The 18,928-nt window shown below is 60.2% G+C and carries 14 protein-coding genes; 10 read left to right on the top strand and 4 right to left on the bottom strand.

All coding sequences use genetic code 11. The features are described 5' to 3' along the window. Positions 1–54 precede the first annotated feature (54 nt). Entirely contained in the window at positions 55–1,116 is a 1,062-nt protein-coding gene (locus tag ACFC5L_RS11070; protein ID WP_375202879.1) for a Kelch repeat-containing protein, read from the bottom strand. Positions 1,117–1,149: 33 nt separating this feature from the next. Continuing rightward, positions 1,150–1,737 (bottom strand): superoxide dismutase family protein, encoded by a 588-nt coding sequence (locus tag ACFC5L_RS11065; protein ID WP_375202880.1) that lies wholly within the window; start codon positions 1,735–1,737, stop codon positions 1,150–1,152. 237 nt (positions 1,738–1,974) lie between these two features. On the opposite strand from ACFC5L_RS11065, the gene gyrA reads away from it, so the two are divergent. The 6 genes from gyrA to ACFC5L_RS11035 all read left to right on the top strand — a co-directional run bounded on the left by gyrA (position 1,975) and on the right by ACFC5L_RS11035 (position 8,667). Then, a complete protein-coding gene (gene gyrA / locus ACFC5L_RS11060; protein ID WP_375203286.1) occupies positions 1,975–4,680 on the top strand; it encodes a DNA gyrase subunit A in 2,706 nt (901 codons plus the stop codon). Next, positions 4,677–5,426, top strand: a complete 750-nt coding sequence (locus ACFC5L_RS11055; protein ID WP_375202881.1) for an aspartate/glutamate racemase family protein — start codon at positions 4,677–4,679, stop codon at positions 5,424–5,426. Before gyrA ends, ACFC5L_RS11055 begins: the two co-directional genes overlap by 4 nt. After that, entirely contained in the window at positions 5,423–5,923 is a 501-nt protein-coding gene (gene coaD, locus ACFC5L_RS11050; protein ID WP_375202882.1) for a pantetheine-phosphate adenylyltransferase, read from the top strand. Before ACFC5L_RS11055 ends, coaD begins: the two co-directional genes overlap by 4 nt. A 74-nt stretch (positions 5,924–5,997) precedes the next feature. After that, on the top strand, positions 5,998–6,900 hold the full coding sequence (locus tag ACFC5L_RS11045; protein ID WP_375202883.1) for a peptidylprolyl isomerase: 903 nt from the start codon (positions 5,998–6,000) through the stop codon (positions 6,898–6,900). After that, complete coding sequence (locus ACFC5L_RS11040; RefSeq protein ID WP_375202884.1) at positions 6,897–7,346, top strand: peptidylprolyl isomerase; 450 nt, start codon at positions 6,897–6,899, stop codon at positions 7,344–7,346. Before ACFC5L_RS11045 ends, ACFC5L_RS11040 begins: the two co-directional genes overlap by 4 nt. A 100-nt stretch (positions 7,347–7,446) precedes the next feature. Beyond that, a complete protein-coding gene (locus tag ACFC5L_RS11035) occupies positions 7,447–8,667 on the top strand; it encodes a glycosyltransferase family 4 protein (RefSeq protein ID WP_375202885.1) in 1,221 nt (406 codons plus the stop codon). Between the two features lie 12 nt (positions 8,668–8,679). On the opposite strand, the gene ACFC5L_RS11030 is transcribed toward ACFC5L_RS11035, so the two are convergent. Beyond that, positions 8,680–10,125 (bottom strand): NAD-dependent succinate-semialdehyde dehydrogenase, encoded by a 1,446-nt coding sequence (locus ACFC5L_RS11030; RefSeq protein ID WP_375202886.1) that lies wholly within the window; start codon positions 10,123–10,125, stop codon positions 8,680–8,682. Between the two features lie 119 nt (positions 10,126–10,244). On the opposite strand from ACFC5L_RS11030, the gene ACFC5L_RS11025 reads away from it, so the two are divergent. Next, positions 10,245–11,015 (top strand): enoyl-CoA hydratase/isomerase family protein, encoded by a 771-nt coding sequence (locus ACFC5L_RS11025; protein WP_375202887.1) that lies wholly within the window; start codon positions 10,245–10,247, stop codon positions 11,013–11,015. A 28-nt stretch (positions 11,016–11,043) separates the two neighbouring features. On the opposite strand, the gene ACFC5L_RS11020 is transcribed toward ACFC5L_RS11025, so the two are convergent. Next, positions 11,044–11,841: a prepilin peptidase gene (locus tag ACFC5L_RS11020; RefSeq protein ID WP_375202888.1), complete on the bottom strand. Its 798-nt coding sequence runs from the start codon at positions 11,839–11,841 to the stop codon at positions 11,044–11,046. Between the two features lie 346 nt (positions 11,842–12,187). Here ACFC5L_RS11020 and ACFC5L_RS11015 point away from each other — a divergent pair, with 346 nt between their 5' ends. From ACFC5L_RS11015 to ACFC5L_RS11005, 3 genes are all read left to right on the top strand, one after another. Continuing rightward, entirely contained in the window at positions 12,188–14,971 is a 2,784-nt protein-coding gene (locus ACFC5L_RS11015) for a hypothetical protein (protein WP_375202889.1), read from the top strand. Between the two features lie 75 nt (positions 14,972–15,046). Then, positions 15,047–17,653, top strand: coding sequence for a TonB-dependent receptor domain-containing protein (locus tag ACFC5L_RS11010; protein ID WP_375202890.1), 2,607 nt, complete (start codon positions 15,047–15,049; stop codon positions 17,651–17,653). A 351-nt stretch (positions 17,654–18,004) separates the two neighbouring features. Then, positions 18,005–18,871 carry a type II secretion system protein N gene (locus ACFC5L_RS11005; RefSeq protein ID WP_375202891.1) on the top strand — a complete coding sequence of 289 codons (867 nt, stop codon included), beginning with the start codon at positions 18,005–18,007 and terminating at the stop codon, positions 18,869–18,871. Positions 18,872–18,928 lie beyond the last annotated feature (57 nt).

The following is an 18,928-nucleotide window of genomic DNA, read 5'->3' as shown; positions in this document are numbered from 1 at the left end:
TCCGTCAATGGTGCGATTTACGCGGCCAAACGCCTTAAGCCTGCCGGGCGAGAATTAAATCTCAAACTTGTCGAGCGCCGCACTTGTCTCTTCGCCGCTGGGTTGCGCGGCGCCGCCGAGCACGTAAATGGCTTCGCCAAGCGAGACGGCGCCGAGCCCGTGGCGGCGGCGGGGCATCGCGGCGACAGCGCGCCAGTGATCGGTGTCGGGATCATATTCCCAGGCTTCTGCGAACACGCCGCCGGGCTGGGGCGTGAAATATTCGCCGCCAAAGGCGTAGATCTTGCCGTTCAGCACTGCAGCGGCGAGCCCGCCTTGCGCTTTCGGCATAGGACGCGCGCGCTCCCAGCGATCGGACAACGGATCGTAGACTTCGACCACATTCGTATTGCCGCCATTCACCGTGCGTCCGCCAATGACATAAAAGACGCCATTGGCGACGACGCCCGCAGTTGAATTGCGCGCTGTCGGCATCGGGGCAAGCGCGCGCCAGCGATTGTCACCGGCATCGAAATACCAGTGCTGGTCGGTGTCGATATGATCGCGCCATTCGAGATTGGCGCTGCCTGCGGGCGAACGCCCGCCCGCCACGTGGATAAAGCCGTTGAGGGAAACGCAGGCGCTTTCCGCTTGCGGGCCCGGCATCGGCGTCAGCCATTCCCATTCGCCTTCGAGTTCGGTCAGGCGCCAGCAATTGGCGCGCATTTGCCAGCCGCCAATGGCGTCGCGCGCAAAACCGCCGACGCCGTAAAGAAAGCCGTTATTGTTGACGAGCGCGATGTGGTGGCGCGGTTCGGGCAGGGGTTGGGCGAAGCCCCAGGCGTCATAGGCCGGGTCGTAAAACGTCACCTTGTCGGTGACATTGTTGGGCGCGTCGGGCGTCAAGCCGCCCGCATTCACGAGCAGGTCGAACGGCTTCGGCTTCATTGAGGGGCCCGGATCGAACGACTTGCGAAATGGCGCTGGATAAATTTCCTGAACGGGAAAAGGCATCGGCGCCAGCGGCGTCCATGCGCCGGTTGGCAATATGGTATTCAATGCGCGTGCAGGCAAAGCTGCGCCGGCGGCAATCGCCGCTGCTCCCGCAAGCACCTTGCGTCTGTCGATGTTTCTCATGTCATTCCCCCCTTACGCCACCAGTCCCTGAATTTATTCCCCGAGTGAGAAAGCCGCGCAGGCGACGCGCGCCCCGGCGCCGCCAATCGGTTGCGTCATATGATCGTCAGCATTTTCATGCACGACAATTGCAAACCCATCCGCGTCCTGAAGCGGGCCGCCGCCGCTTAAAGAAAGCGATGTGTCGAGCAACGCTGCTACCGCGACGCCATCGGCGCCGGCGTAAATATTCGGCAAGTCCGCGGCCTCATAGCCGTTCGGATTCAAAAGGCCATGTTCCTTGCCTTCCGGATTGATGTGACCGCCCGACGCCTTGAAGCCCTCTGCGCCGTCGCTGCAATCGCCGATCTGGTGGAGATGCATGCCGTGCCATCCTTCGGAAAGACCGTTGATGGCGACCCTGATGAGCACACTGCCGTGAGGCGTATCTTTAAGCGCGATTTCGCCGGTCTTTTCACCCTGTGCATTCACCAGGTCGGCCGACGCGTCCGCCCATCCGGCAGGAGCGGCCGGGGGCGCGGTCGCGGCCACTGCCTCGCTCTCGGCGCCGCTTTTTCCACAGGCGCCGAGCAAGATCGCTGAAAAGGCTGTTATTGCTGCGATTTTTCCTGCGGTCTTCATGCTGTCTCCCAAAGTTCTTCCCGGCTTCATGATAGCCCATCCGGGGGTGTGAATAAACTGACGCTGAAACCGGCCTCATGGGGGCCGAAAACCGGGGCGAATGCTTGGCTTTGAAGGGGGCGAGTGCTAAGCCGGTGCGTTCTTTTCCGACTGATTCCAAAAGGTTTTAATGTGGCCGAAGATAACGGCGATATCCCCGAAAACGGCGATAACGGTTCTGGCGAAACTCCCGGCGAAATCCCGCCCAATCCGGGCGAGGGCGTTTCCTCGATCTCCATCGAAGAGGAGATGAAGAAGTCTTATCTCGATTACGCCATGAGCGTGATCGTGAGCCGGGCGATCCCTGATGCGCGTGACGGCTTGAAGCCCGTGCACCGGCGTATTTTGTGGTCGATGCATGAAAACGGCTATGCGTGGAACAAGCCCTACCGCAAATCCGCGCGCGTCGTTGGCGACGTCATCGGTAAATATCATCCGCATGGCGACCAATCCATTTACGACGCCCTGGTCCGTATGGCGCAGGATTTCGCCATGCGCCTGCCGCTGGTCGACGGGCAAGGCAATTTCGGCTCCATCGACGGCGATCCGGCGGCGGCCATGCGTTACACCGAATGCCGCATGGAGAAGGTGACGAGCGCGCTTCTCGATGACATTGAGAAAGATACGGTTCCTTTTCAGGACAACTATGACGGTTCTGAGCGGGAGCCGATGGTGCTGCCGGCGAGGTTTCCAAATTTGCTCGTCAATGGCTCGGGCGGCATCGCCGTCGGCATGGCGACAAATATTCCGCCGCATAATCTTGGCGAAGTGATCGACGCGACCATGGCCATGGTCGATAATCCGGATATCAGCGATGACGAGTTGATCGAGATTGTGCCGGGCCCGGACTTTCCGACCGGCGGCACCATTCTTGGCCGCGCCGGCGCAAAAGCCGGCCTGCTGTTGGGCCGCGGCTCGGTGGTCATGCGCGGGCGCGCAACCATCGAAGAGGTCAGGAAAGACCGCTACGGCATCATCATCACCGAAATTCCCTATCAGGTGAACAAGGCGATGATGGTGCAGCGCATTGCCGATCTTGTTCGCGAGAAAAAAATTGAGGGCATTGCGGATATTCGCGACGAGTCAAACCGTGAGGGCATTCGCGTTGTTGTCGAGCTACGGCGGGACGCGGCGCCGGATGTGGTGTTGAACCAGCTTTATCGGCACTCGCAATTGCAGACGAGTTTTGGCGTCAACATGCTGGCCTTGAATGGCGGCAAACCACAGCAGCTGACGCTGCGGGATGTGTTGGCCGCCTTTATCGATTTCCGCGAAGACGTCATTACGCGCCGGACGAAGTTCGACCTTAATAAAGCGCGCGACAGGGCGCATATTTTGGTCGGTCTCGCGATCGCCGTCGCCAATATCGATGAAGTTGTCGCGCTGATCCGCGCCGCGCCCGATCCGGCGACAGCGAAAGAACAATTGATGGCCAAGGACTGGCCGGCGAAGGATCTGGCGCCGCTGGTGCTGCTCGTCGCCGATCCGCGCCATATGATGAGCGACGGCAATACGCTGAAGCTTTCGGAAGAACAGGCGAAAGCCATCCTCGATCTGCGCCTGCAACGGCTCACCGCGCTTGGTCGCGATGAAATCGGCGACGAGTTGAAGGGCCTCGCGGAGAAGATCGAGGATTATCTCGACATTCTTCGCAACCGTGATCGCGTCCTCACCATCATCAAGGAAGAACTGTCCGCGGTGCATGATGAATTCGCGACGCCGCGCAAGACGGAGATCGTCGACGCCGAAGGCGAGGTCGAGGATGAAGACCTCATCGCCCAGGAAGATATGGTCGTCACTGTCACCCATGCGGGTTATGTGAAGCGGACGGCGCTGTCGACCTATCGGGCGCAAAAACGCGGCGGCAAGGGCCGCGCCGGTATGAAGTTCAAGGATGAGGATTTCGTCAACCAGCTTTTCGTCGGCAACACCCACACACCGCTGTTGTTCTTCACGTCCACAGGCATGTCCTACAAGCTGAAGCTGTGGCGGTTGCCGGAAGGGACGCCTAATTCGCGCGGCAAGGCGTTTGTGAACCTGTTGCCGCTCGGTCCCGATGAGCGCGTCACCAATATCCTGCCCTTGCCTGAAGATGAGGAAGCCTGGGAACAGCTTCACGTCATGTTCGCCACCAAATCCGGCAATGTCCGGCGCAACAAGCTGTCTGACTTCCAGCGCGTCAATCGCAACGGCAAGATCGCCATGAAGCTCGATGAAGGCGACCGCCTCGTCGGCGTTAAAGTCTGCCGCGAAGATGAAGACGTGCTTTTGACCACGGCCTCGGGCATGTGCATTCGCTTCCCCGTGGATACGGTGCGTGTCTTTGCCGGCCGCACCTCTACGGGTGTGCGCGGCATCAGGCTCGACAAGGACAATCACGTCATCTCCATGGCGATCCTCCATCATGTGGAGACGACCTCGGAAGAGGCGAAAGCCTATCTCAAACACGCGGCCGCCATGCGCCGCGCGGCGGGCGAGACCGATGCGGAAGAGCCCGAAGACACCGAGACCGCCGATGTGGCGATCAGCCCCGAGCGTGTCGCCGAGCTCGGCGGGCGCGAGCAGTTCATCCTGACCGTCACCGAAAATGGCTATGGCAAACGCACGTCGTCTTACGAGTACCGGACTTCCGGTCGCGGCGGCAAAGGCATCATCGCCATCCAGACGACGAGCCGGAACGGGCCCGTGGTCGCGGCTTTCCCGGTCGATGATTCCGACCAGCTCATGCTTGTCACCGATGGGGGGCAATTGATCCGCACGCCGGTGGACGGCATCCGCATCGCCGGACGAAACACCCAGGGCGTCACCATTTTCAGAACGCGTGAAGATGAACATGTTGTTTCGGTCGGCCGCATCGAAGATGTCGACGGTGAGGAAGAAGAGGGCGAAGGCGGCGAAGAGTGAGCGATGCGCTGAAACATTTCGGCATCCTCGCTCACAGCGCTGAGGGCGCTGCCTTGTGCTTCACGACCTTCTGTCATGAGGGCGGCAAGCGTCTCGGGCCGGATATCCATCCCGATGTCACCGTGGACTGCATCGCCTTCGGTCACTGTATGGACGCCTGGGACAAGGGGGATTTCGCTTTTGTGCGCAACGTCCACGCCCAGTCGGTTACGCGTCTCGCAAAAGCCGGCGCCGATTTTTTCGCCTGCGCCGACAACACCAGCCATATCGCCCTCGAACATGAAGGCCCGGCATTCGATATTCCCGGCCTCAATATCGGCGATGTAGTCGCCGCCGAAGCCAGGCGGCTCGGCATGAAAAAAGTCGGTGTCCTCGGCACGCGCTTTACGATGGAAGGGCCGGTTTATAAGCGGGCGCTGGCTGCGCAAGGCATTGAGCGCGCGATCCCTGACGCCCGGGACGGGGCGGAAATCGACAGGGTCGTGTTCGAAGAACTTGTGCGCGGCAAGTTTCTGGACGCGTCAAAAAGTTTTTACGCCGGCGTGATCGAAAAGCTCGCCGCAGAGGGCTGTGACGGCGTCGCCATGGTCTGCACCGAAATCCCGATCCTGCTTGATGGCGTGAAAACCGCATTGCCGGCGCTTGATTCAACCCGGCTTCTGGCGAAAGCAGCGCTTGATGTTGCCAGGGGGGCGGCCCCTATGCCTCAATGGCGCGGCGGCCCAGTTGGGGAAGATTATTCATGACCAAACTCATTGGCTTATATCCCGGCACGTTCGATCCGCTGACCCTTGGCCATACCGACCTCGTGGAACGGGCGGTGAAGCTTGTCGATGAACTTGTCATCGGCGTCGCGATCAACCGCGACAAGGGGCCGCTGTTTTCGCTCGAGGAGCGGGTCGCCATGGTCGAAAAGGAAATGGCGCGCATTTCAAAAGCGACCGGCACGCCGATCCGCGTCGTCCCATTCGAAACCCTGCTGATGAAGTTTGCGGAAGAGGTGAACGCGAACATCATTATCCGCGGTCTGCGCGCGGTTTCAGACTTTGAATATGAGTTTCAGATGGTGGGCATGAATCAGGCCCTCAATGACGAGATCGAGACGGTCTTTTTGATGGCCGACGCCCGGTATCAATCCATCGCCTCGCGCCTTGTGAAAGAGATCGCAAGGCTGGAAGGGAACATCTCGTCCTTCGTGCCGGGTCATGTGGCCAAGGCGCTGCAGGCGAAGTTTTCAGGCTAACCGGTTCGCATTTCCCGGGAAGGCGCCTTATATGAGGGCGGTGTGGCTCGGGCGAGCATTTGCAAGGAGTTGATATGCGTTTTGGATCAATGGGTTGGGGCGTCTTGGCGATTGCAGTCGCGGCGGCTTCGCCGGCCTTTGCGGATGATGATGATGAAAACAAGCCGACCCCGCGCTCCATCATCGAGAATGCGCCTGACAGCGACTGGCGCCCGCTCGATCCGGAAAACACGCTCTATATGGATCTGCCTTCCGGGCAGGTGGTGATTGAGCTGCGGCCGGATTTTGCGCCCGGTCATGTGGCGCGCATCAAGGAGCTTACGCGCGAAGGTTTTTATGACGGCCTCACCTTTCATCGGGTGATCGAGGGCTTCATGGCCCAGGGCGGCGACCCCAATGCGGATGGCACCGGCGGGTCCTCCAAACCTGACCTCAAGGCTGAATTCACGCGCGACAGCGCAGAAGTTGAACATTTCCGGGAAATCGGCCGCGACCGCATGGCGCCGCGCCTCGGTTATGTGGACGGCATGCCCACGGCGGCGGCGCCGGAGGGCCTGCGCTCCTTCCTCAAGGGCGGCCGCGTCGATGTCTGGCCGGTGCATTGTCCTGGCGTCATGTCCATGGCGCGCGCAACGGACCCCAACAGCGCCAACAGCCAGTTCTTCTTGATGATCGGTGACTCGCGGCTCAATCTGGACCAGCGTTACACCGCCTGGGGCTGGATCGTTGACGGCTTTGAAGCGACCCGGCGCATCGTGCGCGGCGAGCCGCCGTCACGGCCGACGCCAATCATCCGTATGCGCATCGGATCGGATATTCCCGCTTCCGAGCGCGCAGACATCAAGGTCCTCAAAACGGAGAGCGCGACGTTCATCGACTATTTGAAGGCTGACGGCGACGTTTCCGAAGACGGTTTTGTCAAGGACATCTGTGAAATCAAAGTACCCGTGAAAGCGGAAGGAGAACTCGAACTATGAGCGACAAGCTGATCCTCACCCTTGATACGGGCGATGTTGTTATTGAAACCTATCCGGACAAGGCGCCAGGCCATGTGGCGCGCATTACCGAGCTTGCCGACGAAGGGTTTTATGACGGGCTTAAACTCCATCGCGTGATTGAAGGCTTTATGGCCCAGATGGGATGCCCGCGCGGCGACGGCACTGGCGGGTCGGACAAGCCGAACCTCAAGGCCGAGTTCAACGATGTTAGCCACCAGCGCGGCGTCTGCTCAATGGCTCGTGCGCAGGACCCCAATAGCGGCAACAGCCAGTTCTTTATCGTCTTTGACGACGCCTCGTTCCTCGACGGCCAGTACACGGTCTGGGGCAAGGTCGTGGAAGGCATGGAAAATGTGGACGCGGTCAATCGCGGCGAACCGCCTGCGGACCCCACGAAAATCGTCAAGTTCCGCTCCGCTGAGTAAGGAATCGACAAGGAATTCTTCATTTCGAAGTGGCAAAAAGGCGCGAATCCCACGCGCCTTTTTGTTTGCCTAGTTTCAAGCGCCGCTCCGTGACCGACAAGTGACTGACCAACCAAAAATCGCTTATCTCATGAACACCTATCCGCTGACGTCGACGACGTTCATCCGGCGGGAGATTGAGGCCCATGAACGGCGCGGCATGCCGGTCACGCGCTATGCGTTGCGGCAATGGGATGGCGAGCTCGTCGATCCTCTCGATATCGCGGAGATCGATCGCACCCATTATATTCTTTCCGGCAATGCTGGCGGATTGTTGAAGGCTTTCTTCCGTGAGCTGACGACCAATCCGGGCGGCTTGATGAAAGCGCTGGGGCCGTGGTGGTCGCTGTTGAAACATGCCCGCGGCGGCCTCGTGCGTCATGTCGCCTATCTGATGGAGGCCTGTTATTTCCGCCAGCGCGCCGCCGCCGACAAGATCGATCATGTGCATGTACATTTTCTGACCAACTCAACGGCGGTCGCGATGCTCGCGCGGATCATGGGCGGACCGACCTATAGCGCGACGGTGCACGGGCCTGATGAGCTGACGGACGCGCCGCTGCTCGATTTTCCAGCGAAGATCGACCATGCGTCCTTTATTGCGGCGATCACCCATTTCTGTAAGTCGCAACTGATCCGGTTTTCCTCCATCGCAGCGGCGGATAAAATCAAGATCATTCATTGCGGGCTTGATCTCTCCGGCTTTGATGCGACGCCGCCGCCGGACAACAAGACGCTGGTCTGTGTCGGCCGGCTGTGTCCGCAAAAAGGTCAGGCGCAATTGCCGGCCGCGGTCGCGGCGCTTCGCGCCGAGTTTCCGGATATGAAACTCGTTCTTGTCGGCGATGGCGAAAGCCGGTCTGAGATCGAGGCGGAGATTGCACGTCGCGGCGTCGGCGACATGATCGAGATCACCGGCTGGATGGAGAACACACGTGTGCGCGAAGCGGTGAAAAACGCCCGCGCCTTCCTGTTGCCGAGCTACGCCGAAGGCTTGCCGGTCGTGATCATGGAGGCGCTGGCGCTCGGCCGTCCGGTGATCTCGACCTATATCGCCGGGATTCCTGAACTGGTCGATGAAGACTGCGGCTGGATCATTCCCGCCGGCGACGGCGACGCGCTCATCCGCGTCATGCGCGAGGCGCTGACGGCGTCGCCGGAAAAGCTCGCTGCGCTGGGCGCGGAAGGCCGCCGTCGCATCGAAGACCGCCACGACGTCGACAAGGAAGCCGCGGCGCTTGGCGAGTGGTTGGTCGACGTTTTTAAGCATCACCGCCTTTAGGCGGTTGTTTTTCTATTTCCCGAGCCCGCCGAACAGGCCGTATTTGATATTGAGATAATCCTCGAGCCCGTATTTGGAGCCTTCGCGGCCGACGCCTGAATCCTTGACGCCGCCAAAGGGGGCGACCGGCGTCGAGAGGATGCCTTCATTGATGGCGACCATGCCATATTCCAGCGCTTCCATGACCCGCCAGGCGCGGCCGAGATCATTGGTGTAGACATAGGAAGCAAGGCCGAATTCGGTGTCGTTCGCCATGCGAACAGCGTCTTCTTCTGTGTCGAATTTGAAGAGCGGCGCCACGGGACCGAATGTCTCGTCAGTCGCGATCATCATCTCCGGGGTGACGCCGGTCAGCACGGTCGGTTCGAAGAATGTGCCGCCAAGCTGGTGGCGCTCTCCGCCAAGCGCGATTTTGGCGCCTTTGGAGACGGCGTCGCTGATGTGCTCTTCGACCTTTTCAACGGCTTTTTCTTCGATCATCGGGCCTTGTTCGACGCCCGCTTCCAGCCCATCGCCGACCTTCATCGCGCCGACGCGCTGGGCAAACTTTTCGGCGAAGGCGTCATAGATTCCGGCCTGCACAAGAATGCGGTTGGCGCAGACGCAAGTCTGGCCGGCATTGCGGAATTTGCAGGCCACGGCGCCCTCGACCGCGCGGTCGAGATCGGCGTCGTCAAAGATGATGAGCGGCGCATTGCCGCCGAGCTCCATGGAGGCGCGCTTCATATTGCCCATGGCTTTCGCCGCAAGCATTTTGCCGACGCCCGTGGAGCCGGTGAAGGTGATCTTTGCGACGGCGGGGTTTTCGCAAAACTCCTCACCGATCGGCGCCGCCTCGCCGGTGATGACGGACAGGACGCCTTTGGGCAGACCGATCTCCTCTGCGATCACCCCGAGCGCCAGCGCAGAATAGGGCGTCTGGCTGGCGGGTTTGCAGACAATGGGACACCCGGCGGCGAGGGCCGCCGCCGCCTTGCGCGCGATCATGGCGTTCGGGAAATTCCATGGCGTGATGGAGCAGACGACGCCCACGGGCTCCTTGGTGACGACGATGCGTTTGTCAGCCCAGGGCGACGGGATGACGTCGCCATAAACGCGAATGGCCTCTTCAGCGAACCATTTGAAGAAACCGGCGCCATAGGCGATCTCGCCTTTCGCTTCGGCGAGCGGTTTTCCCTGTTCCAAGGTCAAAAGTTCGCCAAGCGCATCCTGGTTATCCATCAGCGCTTCGTAAAAGCTGCGGCAGAATTTCGAGCGCTCGTCGGCGGTTTTTGCGCGCCAGTCAGGGAAGGCTTTTGCGGCGGCGGCGATGGCCTCTTTCGCCTCCTTGCGGCCGAAATCGGGCACATGGCCGATGGTCTCGCCATTTGCGGGATTTGTCACCGCGATGTTGTTCGCGCCGCCGCGCCATTCACCGCCAAGATAGCAGTCTTCGCGGAAAAACTTCTCACGGGTCATGGGGGGCGCTCCTTCGTCCATTCAGGCCAAGGCTTACCACTGCAGCGGGCTTTTGCAATCGCTGACGGCAGGCGGCATGATGGGTTAAATTTCAGGCCCTTAGCGACAGGAATGGCCCCATGACGGTGACCTATGAAACCCCGAAGGACGGCGTTGCGCTGATCACGCTGAACCGCCCGGATAAGCTCAATTCCTTCAATCATGCGCTGCGCGCCGACCTGACGGGCGCGCTCGCGCGGGCGTCCGCGGATGAGGCGGTTCGCGTTGCTATCATTACGGGGGAAGGACGCGCTTTTTGCGCAGGGGCCGATGTCTCCGCCGTCGATGAGATGGCCAATGTGGAAGATGTTCTGAATACGGAATATGCGGGCTTTTTGAATATTGTTCAGTCCATGCCGAAGCCGGTGATGGCGGCGATCAACGGCCCCGCCGCCGGCATCGGCATGACCCTTGCGCTGACCTGCGATCTGCGCGTGATGGGAGAGGGCGCTTACCTGATGAGCGCCTTCGCCAATATCGGGCTGGTGCCCGATGGCGGGCTTTCATTTTTGCTGACGCGCGAAATCGGCTATGCGCGCGCCTATCAGCTCGCGATAGAGGCGGAAAAAATTGACGCAAAACGCGCCAGCGACTGGGGGCTCGTCAACAGGGTGGTTGCTGATGGCGATGTTTTAGCGAATGCGCTCGACTGGGCGGAAAGCCTTTCAGCGCGCGCGCCGGTCGCCATGGCGCTCACCAAGCGCAGTTTCCGCGCGGCGGCGCAAGAAGGGCTGAAGACCGCCATGGCTTATGAAGCGATGTTGCAGCGTCAGGCGATCACGACTGAAGACTGCGCTGAAGGGGTCGCAGCGCTCTTCCAGAAGAGAAAGCCGAACTTTAAAGGCCGCTAGACCGGAATCCACTTCGCTTGAAAATGCTCTAGGAAAAGTAAGGCAGGTTCAGCCCATTGGCGATCATGGCGAGTGCGCCGGCGGCGGCGAGGGCCGGGCCGAAGGGAACCGGCGTTTCCTTTCCAATTTTGAGACCGCGCAAAGCTGCGACGCCAACCCCGATGAGCGCCAGGATCGCTGCGAGAAACACCACCGGCGGCAGGATTGGCCAACCGAACCAGGCGCCAATGGCCGCCAGCAGCTTGGCGTCGCCCTGACCCAGCCCCTCTATTCCCCGCAGGCGCAGGAAAACCATATCAACCAGCCGGAAGGCGCCATACCCGATCACCACGCCAAGAACGGCTCCCCCAAGGGCGGCGTTAAAAAGATCGAAGGCGTTGGCGATGATGCCGAGGGCCAATAAAGGCAAGGTCAGCGCATCGGGCAGATAGCCGGTTTCCCAATCAATGACGCCCAGCGCAAGAATGCACGTAAAAAAGACAAACGCCCCCGCCGCACTCAGGCTCAAGCCAAAGAGGGCGAGCGCGGTGATGGCTGCGAGTGCGCCGCCAAGCTCCACCAGCGGATAGCGGATGGGGATGGGGGCGCTGCAATCGGCGCATTTGCCGCCCAGCATGACATAACTCGCCAGCGGGATGAGATGAACATTACGAATCCGGGCGCGGCAGGAAGGACAGTAAGACCGCGGCGCAACGAGATTTCCGCGTGAGTCATCATCGACCAGCCGCCAGAACACCGGCCCGCGATGAATGACGACATTGAGGAAGCTGCCGATCACAGCGCCGAACGCGGCGGCTGTGACGTAAAAGACCCAGTTCAGCGTCATTACGCCGCCGTCTCCATCTTGCTTCCCCTGTCATCAAAGTAAGGTTGGTTAAAACTGTCTTAGCAGGCGTTGTGAAACTGACTGAATTTGTAGCCTGCTGCAATGTTTTGAGAAGAAACCGCATTTTTGACAGCGTGTGCATTTAATGCGCCCCGTAAGGCGCGCGCAGTGCGCATAACATGCTTATGCACGTGGTGCGCATACGGACAATCGCTCTGTGCGCAAATGTCATCAAACTGAAATATTGGTGTCACTCAGCTGTCAAACGCTTGCTCTAACGGCACGGGGCGGCGGCGCGTGGGGCGTCGCGCTGTGCGTGAAACCTTTTTCCCCGGGGGTCTCTTCAATGAGCCAATTCTCCAATATTAAATCCATTCTTCTTGCTGGCGCTGCGCTGACCATTGCGGCCTGTACGCAAGGCAGTGAAATCGAATCGCCTGGCGCGACCAATCCGGGTACGCCCCCGGCTGGCGGCGGCGGCGGCGGCAGCGGCGGCGCTACGGCCTCTTGCCCTTCCGGTTTTGCTGAAGTCGGCGTGATTACGGCGGCTGACCCAAGCAAGAGCAACGTGACGCTCTGCGAGCTTTCCGGCACCATTCTTTCCGACCTTACGCTTCCTTTCGTCGCCAACACCGCGTTCCGCCTGGACGGCCGCGTCGATGTGGGCGTTGATGACGGCCTCGCCGGGGGATTGGGCGACACGGCTGATCTCACCATCGAACCTGGCGTCACGATTGTCGGCGATGGCGGCGCTGACTATCTCGTCGTCAACCGCGGGTCGCGGATCCTCGCTGACGGTGAGGAAAATTCACCGATCATCATGACCTCCACCGACGACATTTCGCGCCTGCTCGACACCGACGATTCGAACGACGCAGGCACCGGCCTCTCCAGCGAATGGGGCGGCCTCGTGCTGCTCGGCCAGGCGCCGATCAATGAATGCGCCACGGGCTCCGTTGGCGTCGACTGCGAAAACATCATCGAAGGCGTGACCGCGCCGGAAGCGATTTTCGGCGGCAACGACTCTGCTGACGACAGCGGCATCCTGCGTTATGTGCAGGTCAAGTTCGCCGGCTTCGACATTGACGGCATGGGCAACGAGCTGAACGGGATTTCCTTCGGCGGCGTCGGCACCGGCACTACCGTTGATTATGTCCAGGTCTACAACAACCTCGATGACGGTGTTGAGTTCTTCGGCGGTACGGTCAACGTCAAGCACCTTGCCCTGACCGGCAATTTCGACGACTCCATGGACACCGACCTCGGCTGGACCGGTCTTGCGCAATATGTGCTTATCCATCAGCGCGACGGCCAGGGCGACAATGGTTTTGAGCTTTCGGGCGACACCAACCCGACCATCTCCAACTTCACGATCGTCGGCGACGGCAGCAAAGCCTACCGCATGAACTCCGGTCACGTCGGCCGCTGGCTTAACGGCGTTGTGGCCCATACGGCTGAGTGCTTCCGCTGGGAAGACGCTGGTGACGACGACGCGTCCTATGATGGCGTCGGCGTCGATCCTTCCTTCGACTCAGTTCTGTTTGACTGCGACGGTGGCCTTACGGGCGCTGATTCAACCGCTAACGGCGTCACGGTTGCGCCGCTGGCGATTGCAGGCGGCACCAACAACTCCACGGCGACGCCGAACACGCTGAACATGATGTTCCTGCCGGGCGCGAACGAGCTTCCGCCAGCGCCGACGACGCCGTTTGCGGCTTCTGGCCTGAACATGTTCTTCGATGACACGGCTTATATCGGCGCTTTCAGCGACACCGAAACTGCAACGAACAACTGGACCACTGGCTGGTCGTTCAAAGTGTTCCCGGATCCGGAATGCCCGACCCATCCGAATATCAGCGAAACGGATGAAAAGAATGGCCTCAAAGTCTGCTCCATCTCTGGCACGATCACGACTGATCTGACGCTGACCCGCGGCAATCTTTATGAAATCGAAGGTCGCGTCAGCGTTGGCATCGATGATGGGCTCGCCGGCGGTTCCGGCACCACGGCTGCGCTCACCATCGAGCCGGGCGTGACCCTGTTCGGTAATGGCGGCGCTGACTACATCGTCGTCAATCGCGGTTCGCAAATCTTCGCCGAAGGCACGGCGACGAACCCCATCATCTTCACGTCGGAAGACGATGTTGATGGCGTCGGCACGGCGGCTGAACGTCTCGTGGCGAACGCCGAGTGGGGCGGCCTCGTGATCCTCGGCCAGGCGCCGATCAACGAATGCGCCACCGGCTCCGTTGGCGTTGACTGCGAAAACATCATTGAAGGCGTGACCGCGCCGGAAGCGATCTTCGGGGGCAACGACGCGGGTAACGACAGCGGTTCGCTGCGTTATGTGCAGGTCAAATTCGCCGGCTTCGACATCGACGGCATGGGCAATGAGCTGAACGGCATTTCCTTCGGGGGCGTCGGCAGCGGCACGGAAGTCGAATATGTTCAGGTTCACAACAACCTTGACGACGGCGTCGAGTTCTTCGGCGGCACGGTCAACGTCAAACACCTGGTCCTGACTGGCAACTTCGACGACTCCATGGACACAGACCTCGGCTGGACCGGCGCCGCGCAGTTCGTTCTTATCCTTCAGCGTGATGACGCAACGGATCAGGGCGACAACGGCTTCGAGCTTTCAGGCGACACCGATCCGATCATCGCCAACTTCACCGTGGTCGGCGGCGGCACCAATGCCTACCGCATGAACTCCGGCCATATCGGCCGCTGGCTCAACGGCGTGGTTGCGCATGATGCTGAATGCTTCCGCTGGGAAGAGGCGGGCGATGATGACGCGGCCTATGATGGCGTCGGCATCGATCCGTCCTTCGACTCGGTTCTGTTCGACTGCGATGGCGGCATCACGGCTGCGAACTCCACGGCGAACGGCATGACTGTTGCGCCGCTGGCGATCTCAGGCGGCTCAAACAACACAACCGGCACCGCCGACACCCTCGTGAACGGCTTCATCAACGGCACTGCTGAAAGCATGTTCACGGAATTTCCTGGTTCGCTCAACGGCCTCAATGGCTTCCTCGAAGACACGACCTATATCGGCGCCGTCGAGGACTCCATGGACACCTGGTGGCAGGGTTGGACCTGCAGCCTTGAAGCAGGCTCCACCTGCTGATTTCGCGAAAGACCGGGCGGCGTTTTGTAACGCCGCCCTTCCTTCCATCGCAAAAAGATTAAGGTTGTAGTGATCATGAAATCCCATCTTAAAATCCGCGGCGCGCTCCTGGCGACCACCACGCTGGTCTCGCCAATCGCGGCGAACGCGCAAGACGCGGAGACGACAAATCCGGCGCTGTCTTTTCAGCCCACTTACTCGGATGAAATCGTCGTCCGGGGCCGCAATATTCCCGAACCGCAGCGGGCGACGTCACAGGTTGCGACGTTCCTCAATGCGGACGATCTCGACCGCACCGGCGACGACAACGCGGCGCTCGCGCTGACCCGTCTTTCCGGTCTTTCCGTTGTTGGCGGCAAGTTCGCTTATGTCCGCGGTCTCGGCGACCGCTATTCATCGGCCCGCCTGAACGGTTCGCCCTTGCCGAGCCCCGAACCGCTGCGCCGCACGGTGCCGCTTGACCTGTTCCCCTCCAATGTTCTTGAGGGCGCCACAGTTCAAAAGACGTTTTCGCCGAACTATCCCGGCGAATTCGGCGGCGGCATCATCGATCTGCAGACATTGCGCGATCCCGGCGACAGCTTCCTGAACGTCAAACTCGGCGTCGGCATGAACACCGCCACGACGTCCAAAGACGGCATTTATGTCAATGGCGGCGATCGCGACTGGCTTGGCTATGATGACGGCACACGCTCCATTCCTGATCCGCTTCAGGATGTGATCGACGCCGGCACGCCGCTGAACGATCTTGACGATGCGACGCGGGAAGCCGTTGGCGAGAGCCTCGTCAATTCGCCGCTCAGCGTCATCCAGCGCGGCACGCTGGGGCCTAATTTTGAAGGCTCTATCGACGGCGGCTGGTCCAAGGAAGTCGGCGGCGACGCCAGCTTCGGTCTGGTGGGCGTCGTTGGATACAAGTCCGATTGGACGACGGAAAATTCCGAACGGGTCGTGGTGAAAAACGACACGATCGGCGTTGACTACGACACCATTGAAACCAGCCTCAACACCACGGTGAACGGCCTGCTTTCATCGTCAATGTCCTGGGACAACCATGTCGTTCAGGGCCTGATGCTCTATATCCACGACACGCTGAAACAGTCGCAAATCGATGACGGGTTCAACTTCAACGCGCCCGGCACCAGCCTGATCAATGTCGAAAGCAACACTTTCCTTGAGCGCCAGCTCTGGATGGCGCAGCTTTCAGGCAATCATATTTTTGGCGATCTTGAAGCCAACTGGCGCGGCGCATTTGCGCGCTCAACCCGGGATGCGCCTTATGAACAGTCCTTCCGCCGCAATCGCACGGAAGATGGCGATCTGGTTTATTCAGGGTCGGGCATTGGCCGCGAGATCAATTTCTCCGATCTCACCGATGACTCCCTGAGTGGCGGCGTCGATCTTGTCTATAACGTGCCGCTTTCCGGCGCGCGTGAAGCGACCCTGACGCTCGGCTATGAATATGCGGACAGTGAGCGTGAGTTTAATAGCTACGGTTTCCGCTTCGCAGGCAGCGGCGCCAACTCGCTCCCGCTCGACACGCAGATGGCCCGCGTGGACTTTTTGTTCTCGCCGGACAATATCGACCCGGCGCGTTTCGAGCTTGAAGACCGCGTTTCCGATGGCACCGCCTCCTATCTCGGCGATCTGACCGTGCATGGGGCGTATTTCCTGGCTGACGCCGAACTGATCCCGACCGTGCGCACCACGGCCGGCGTCCGCTACGAAGACGGCTCGCAAACGGTCGGCACGTTCGACCGTTTCGGCAACACCGGGCCGGGCTCTGAAATCAAGAATGACTACTGGCTGCCTTCGGCCATGCTCACCTGGAACTTCACGGACAACATGCAGTTCCGTCTGGGGTATTCGCAGACCATCGCCCGTCCTCAGTTCCGCGAACTGGCGGCGTCGCAGTTCAGCGATCCCGATACGGATCGCCGGTATCGCGGCAACTCCTTCCTCGTGGACAGCAAGTTCCGCAACTATGACGCCAGATATGAATATTATCTGGGCCGCAACCAGTTCATTACGGCGTCGGGTTTCTACAAGACGATTGATAATCCGATTGAAGAAATCCAGTTCGAGCCTTCAAACTTCAACTTCGTGACGACCTTCATCAACTCACCGAAGGCGGAGCTTTACGGCGGCGAATTCGAATACCGCACCCGTTTCGCGCTTGAGATGAATGACTGGATGGCGAACCGTGAATGGCTGTTCTCGGTGAACTACACCTATACGAAGTCAGAGATTGAAGCGCAGGCCGGCGATACGGTGACCAACCCGTTCACCGGGGCGGACCTTGATGCGTCTACGCTCGGACTTGACGGCGCGCCGCTTCAGGGCACGCCGGAGCATATCGTCAACGCCCAGTTCGGCTGGGAAGGCGACAGTGATCAGTTCACCCTGCTGCTCGGCTGGGTGGATGAGCGGATCCTTCAGCGGGGCTTCCCGGATGAGGATGGCGGTCTTCCGGACATCATCGAGCAGCCCGGCATCCAGCTCGACGCTGTCTTCCGGCACAATGTTGAAATCGCCGGCACGCCTGTGACCTTCGGTTTCAGCGCCCGGAACCTCCTCGGCGCCAAACATGAGGAATTCCAGAATAGCGGGCTCGGCCGCACGGAGTTCAACACCTACAAGCGGGGCCGCAGCGTCTCGGCGTCGATCACCGCCAAATTCTAGGCGGGATCTCCGGGCCTGATTTCCAGGACGGTGGAGAGAAAAGTCGCGTTAACCATGTAGCGTTGTCAAACCCGGCGGGCCCTTTGGGCGCCGCCGGGTTTTGCTTTTCAGGCGTTACAGGCGCAAAGCTGGAAATCCGGTGTTCGGCGGCGGCGAAAACCCTAAAAGTTCAAGGAATTTCACGGGCTTTTACGGGTTTTTTGGAATAAAAATTGAATGGACTTCGTCATCATGAGTGTGGGCGGGTCGCAATGGGTTTGCTAAAGCTTTTCTGCGATTTCAGTGGAAAAGCTGTGGATCGGACCAAACAGGACGCATGGCCTGGCGACAGGCGGCTTAAGGGATAGGACAGTGGCGGGTCTTGAACTGCATGGCGGTCATGGCGCGCCCGCATTCTTGCGGGGCGGGAAGGCGCGCGCGCTCGGCCCCCGCATCGCCGAATGGGCGCTGATTGCGCTGATCGCCTTTCTTCTGGCCCGCGCCGCTATCGCATTTTTCGCGCCGCTGCCGGTTCCCGCCGGCGATCAGCTGGCCGCGCTGCCAGCGACGTCGAAGACCAGCGCAGGCGTCGAAGGCCGCAATCCGTTTCCTGAGGCGGCCGTTGCGACAGCGACAGTGGAGGCCGGGCCCGACCTCGCGGAAACCGCGCTCGATTTGACGCTCACCGGCGTGTGGCCGGAAGCGGCGGAAAGTTCAGCCATCATTCAACGTCCGGACGGAAAACAGCGCCGCTTTGCGGTTGGCGATGAAATCGTTCCCGGCGTTCGGTTGATCGCGGTCTATTCGGATCAGGTCGTAATCGAACAGAATGGCGTGCGCGAGTCACTGCGGTTTGAATCAAAAGCGCCACTCGAACGCGAAGCGCGCCCCGCCCATAACGCCGCTGCGCAAGCGCAAGATCAGACAACTCCTGATGAAACCAAGATTGAAAACCGTCCTGCGAGCAATGCGCTCAGCACTGCCTTCCGGATTGAACCGGGCCGCGATCCTGCGGGCAATCCCGCCATCATTTTCTATGCGGGCCGCAACCGCGCCGCGTTCGAAGCCGCGGGCCTGAAGGACGGAGACATTTTACGCAGCGTCAACGGATCGCCGCCGCCCATGGCGCCGAACGAGCTTGCTGTGATGATGAGCCAATTCATGAAATCGGGCGCCGCGACGCTTGTCGTGGAGCGCAAGGGCGCCCTTGAAACAATCGAACTGTCGAAAGACGGGTAGGGGATGAGTAATGCCGTCGTATCGTAAAATTTTTGCCGCCTGTTGTTGCGTATTGTT

It is taken from the genome of Hyphococcus sp. (assembly GCF_041986965.1).
Taxonomy (GTDB): Bacteria; Pseudomonadota; Alphaproteobacteria; order Caulobacterales; family Parvularculaceae; genus Hyphococcus.
The sequence above is the reverse complement of the archived record's forward strand: the minus strand, read 5'-3'. Positions and strand labels throughout refer to the sequence as shown.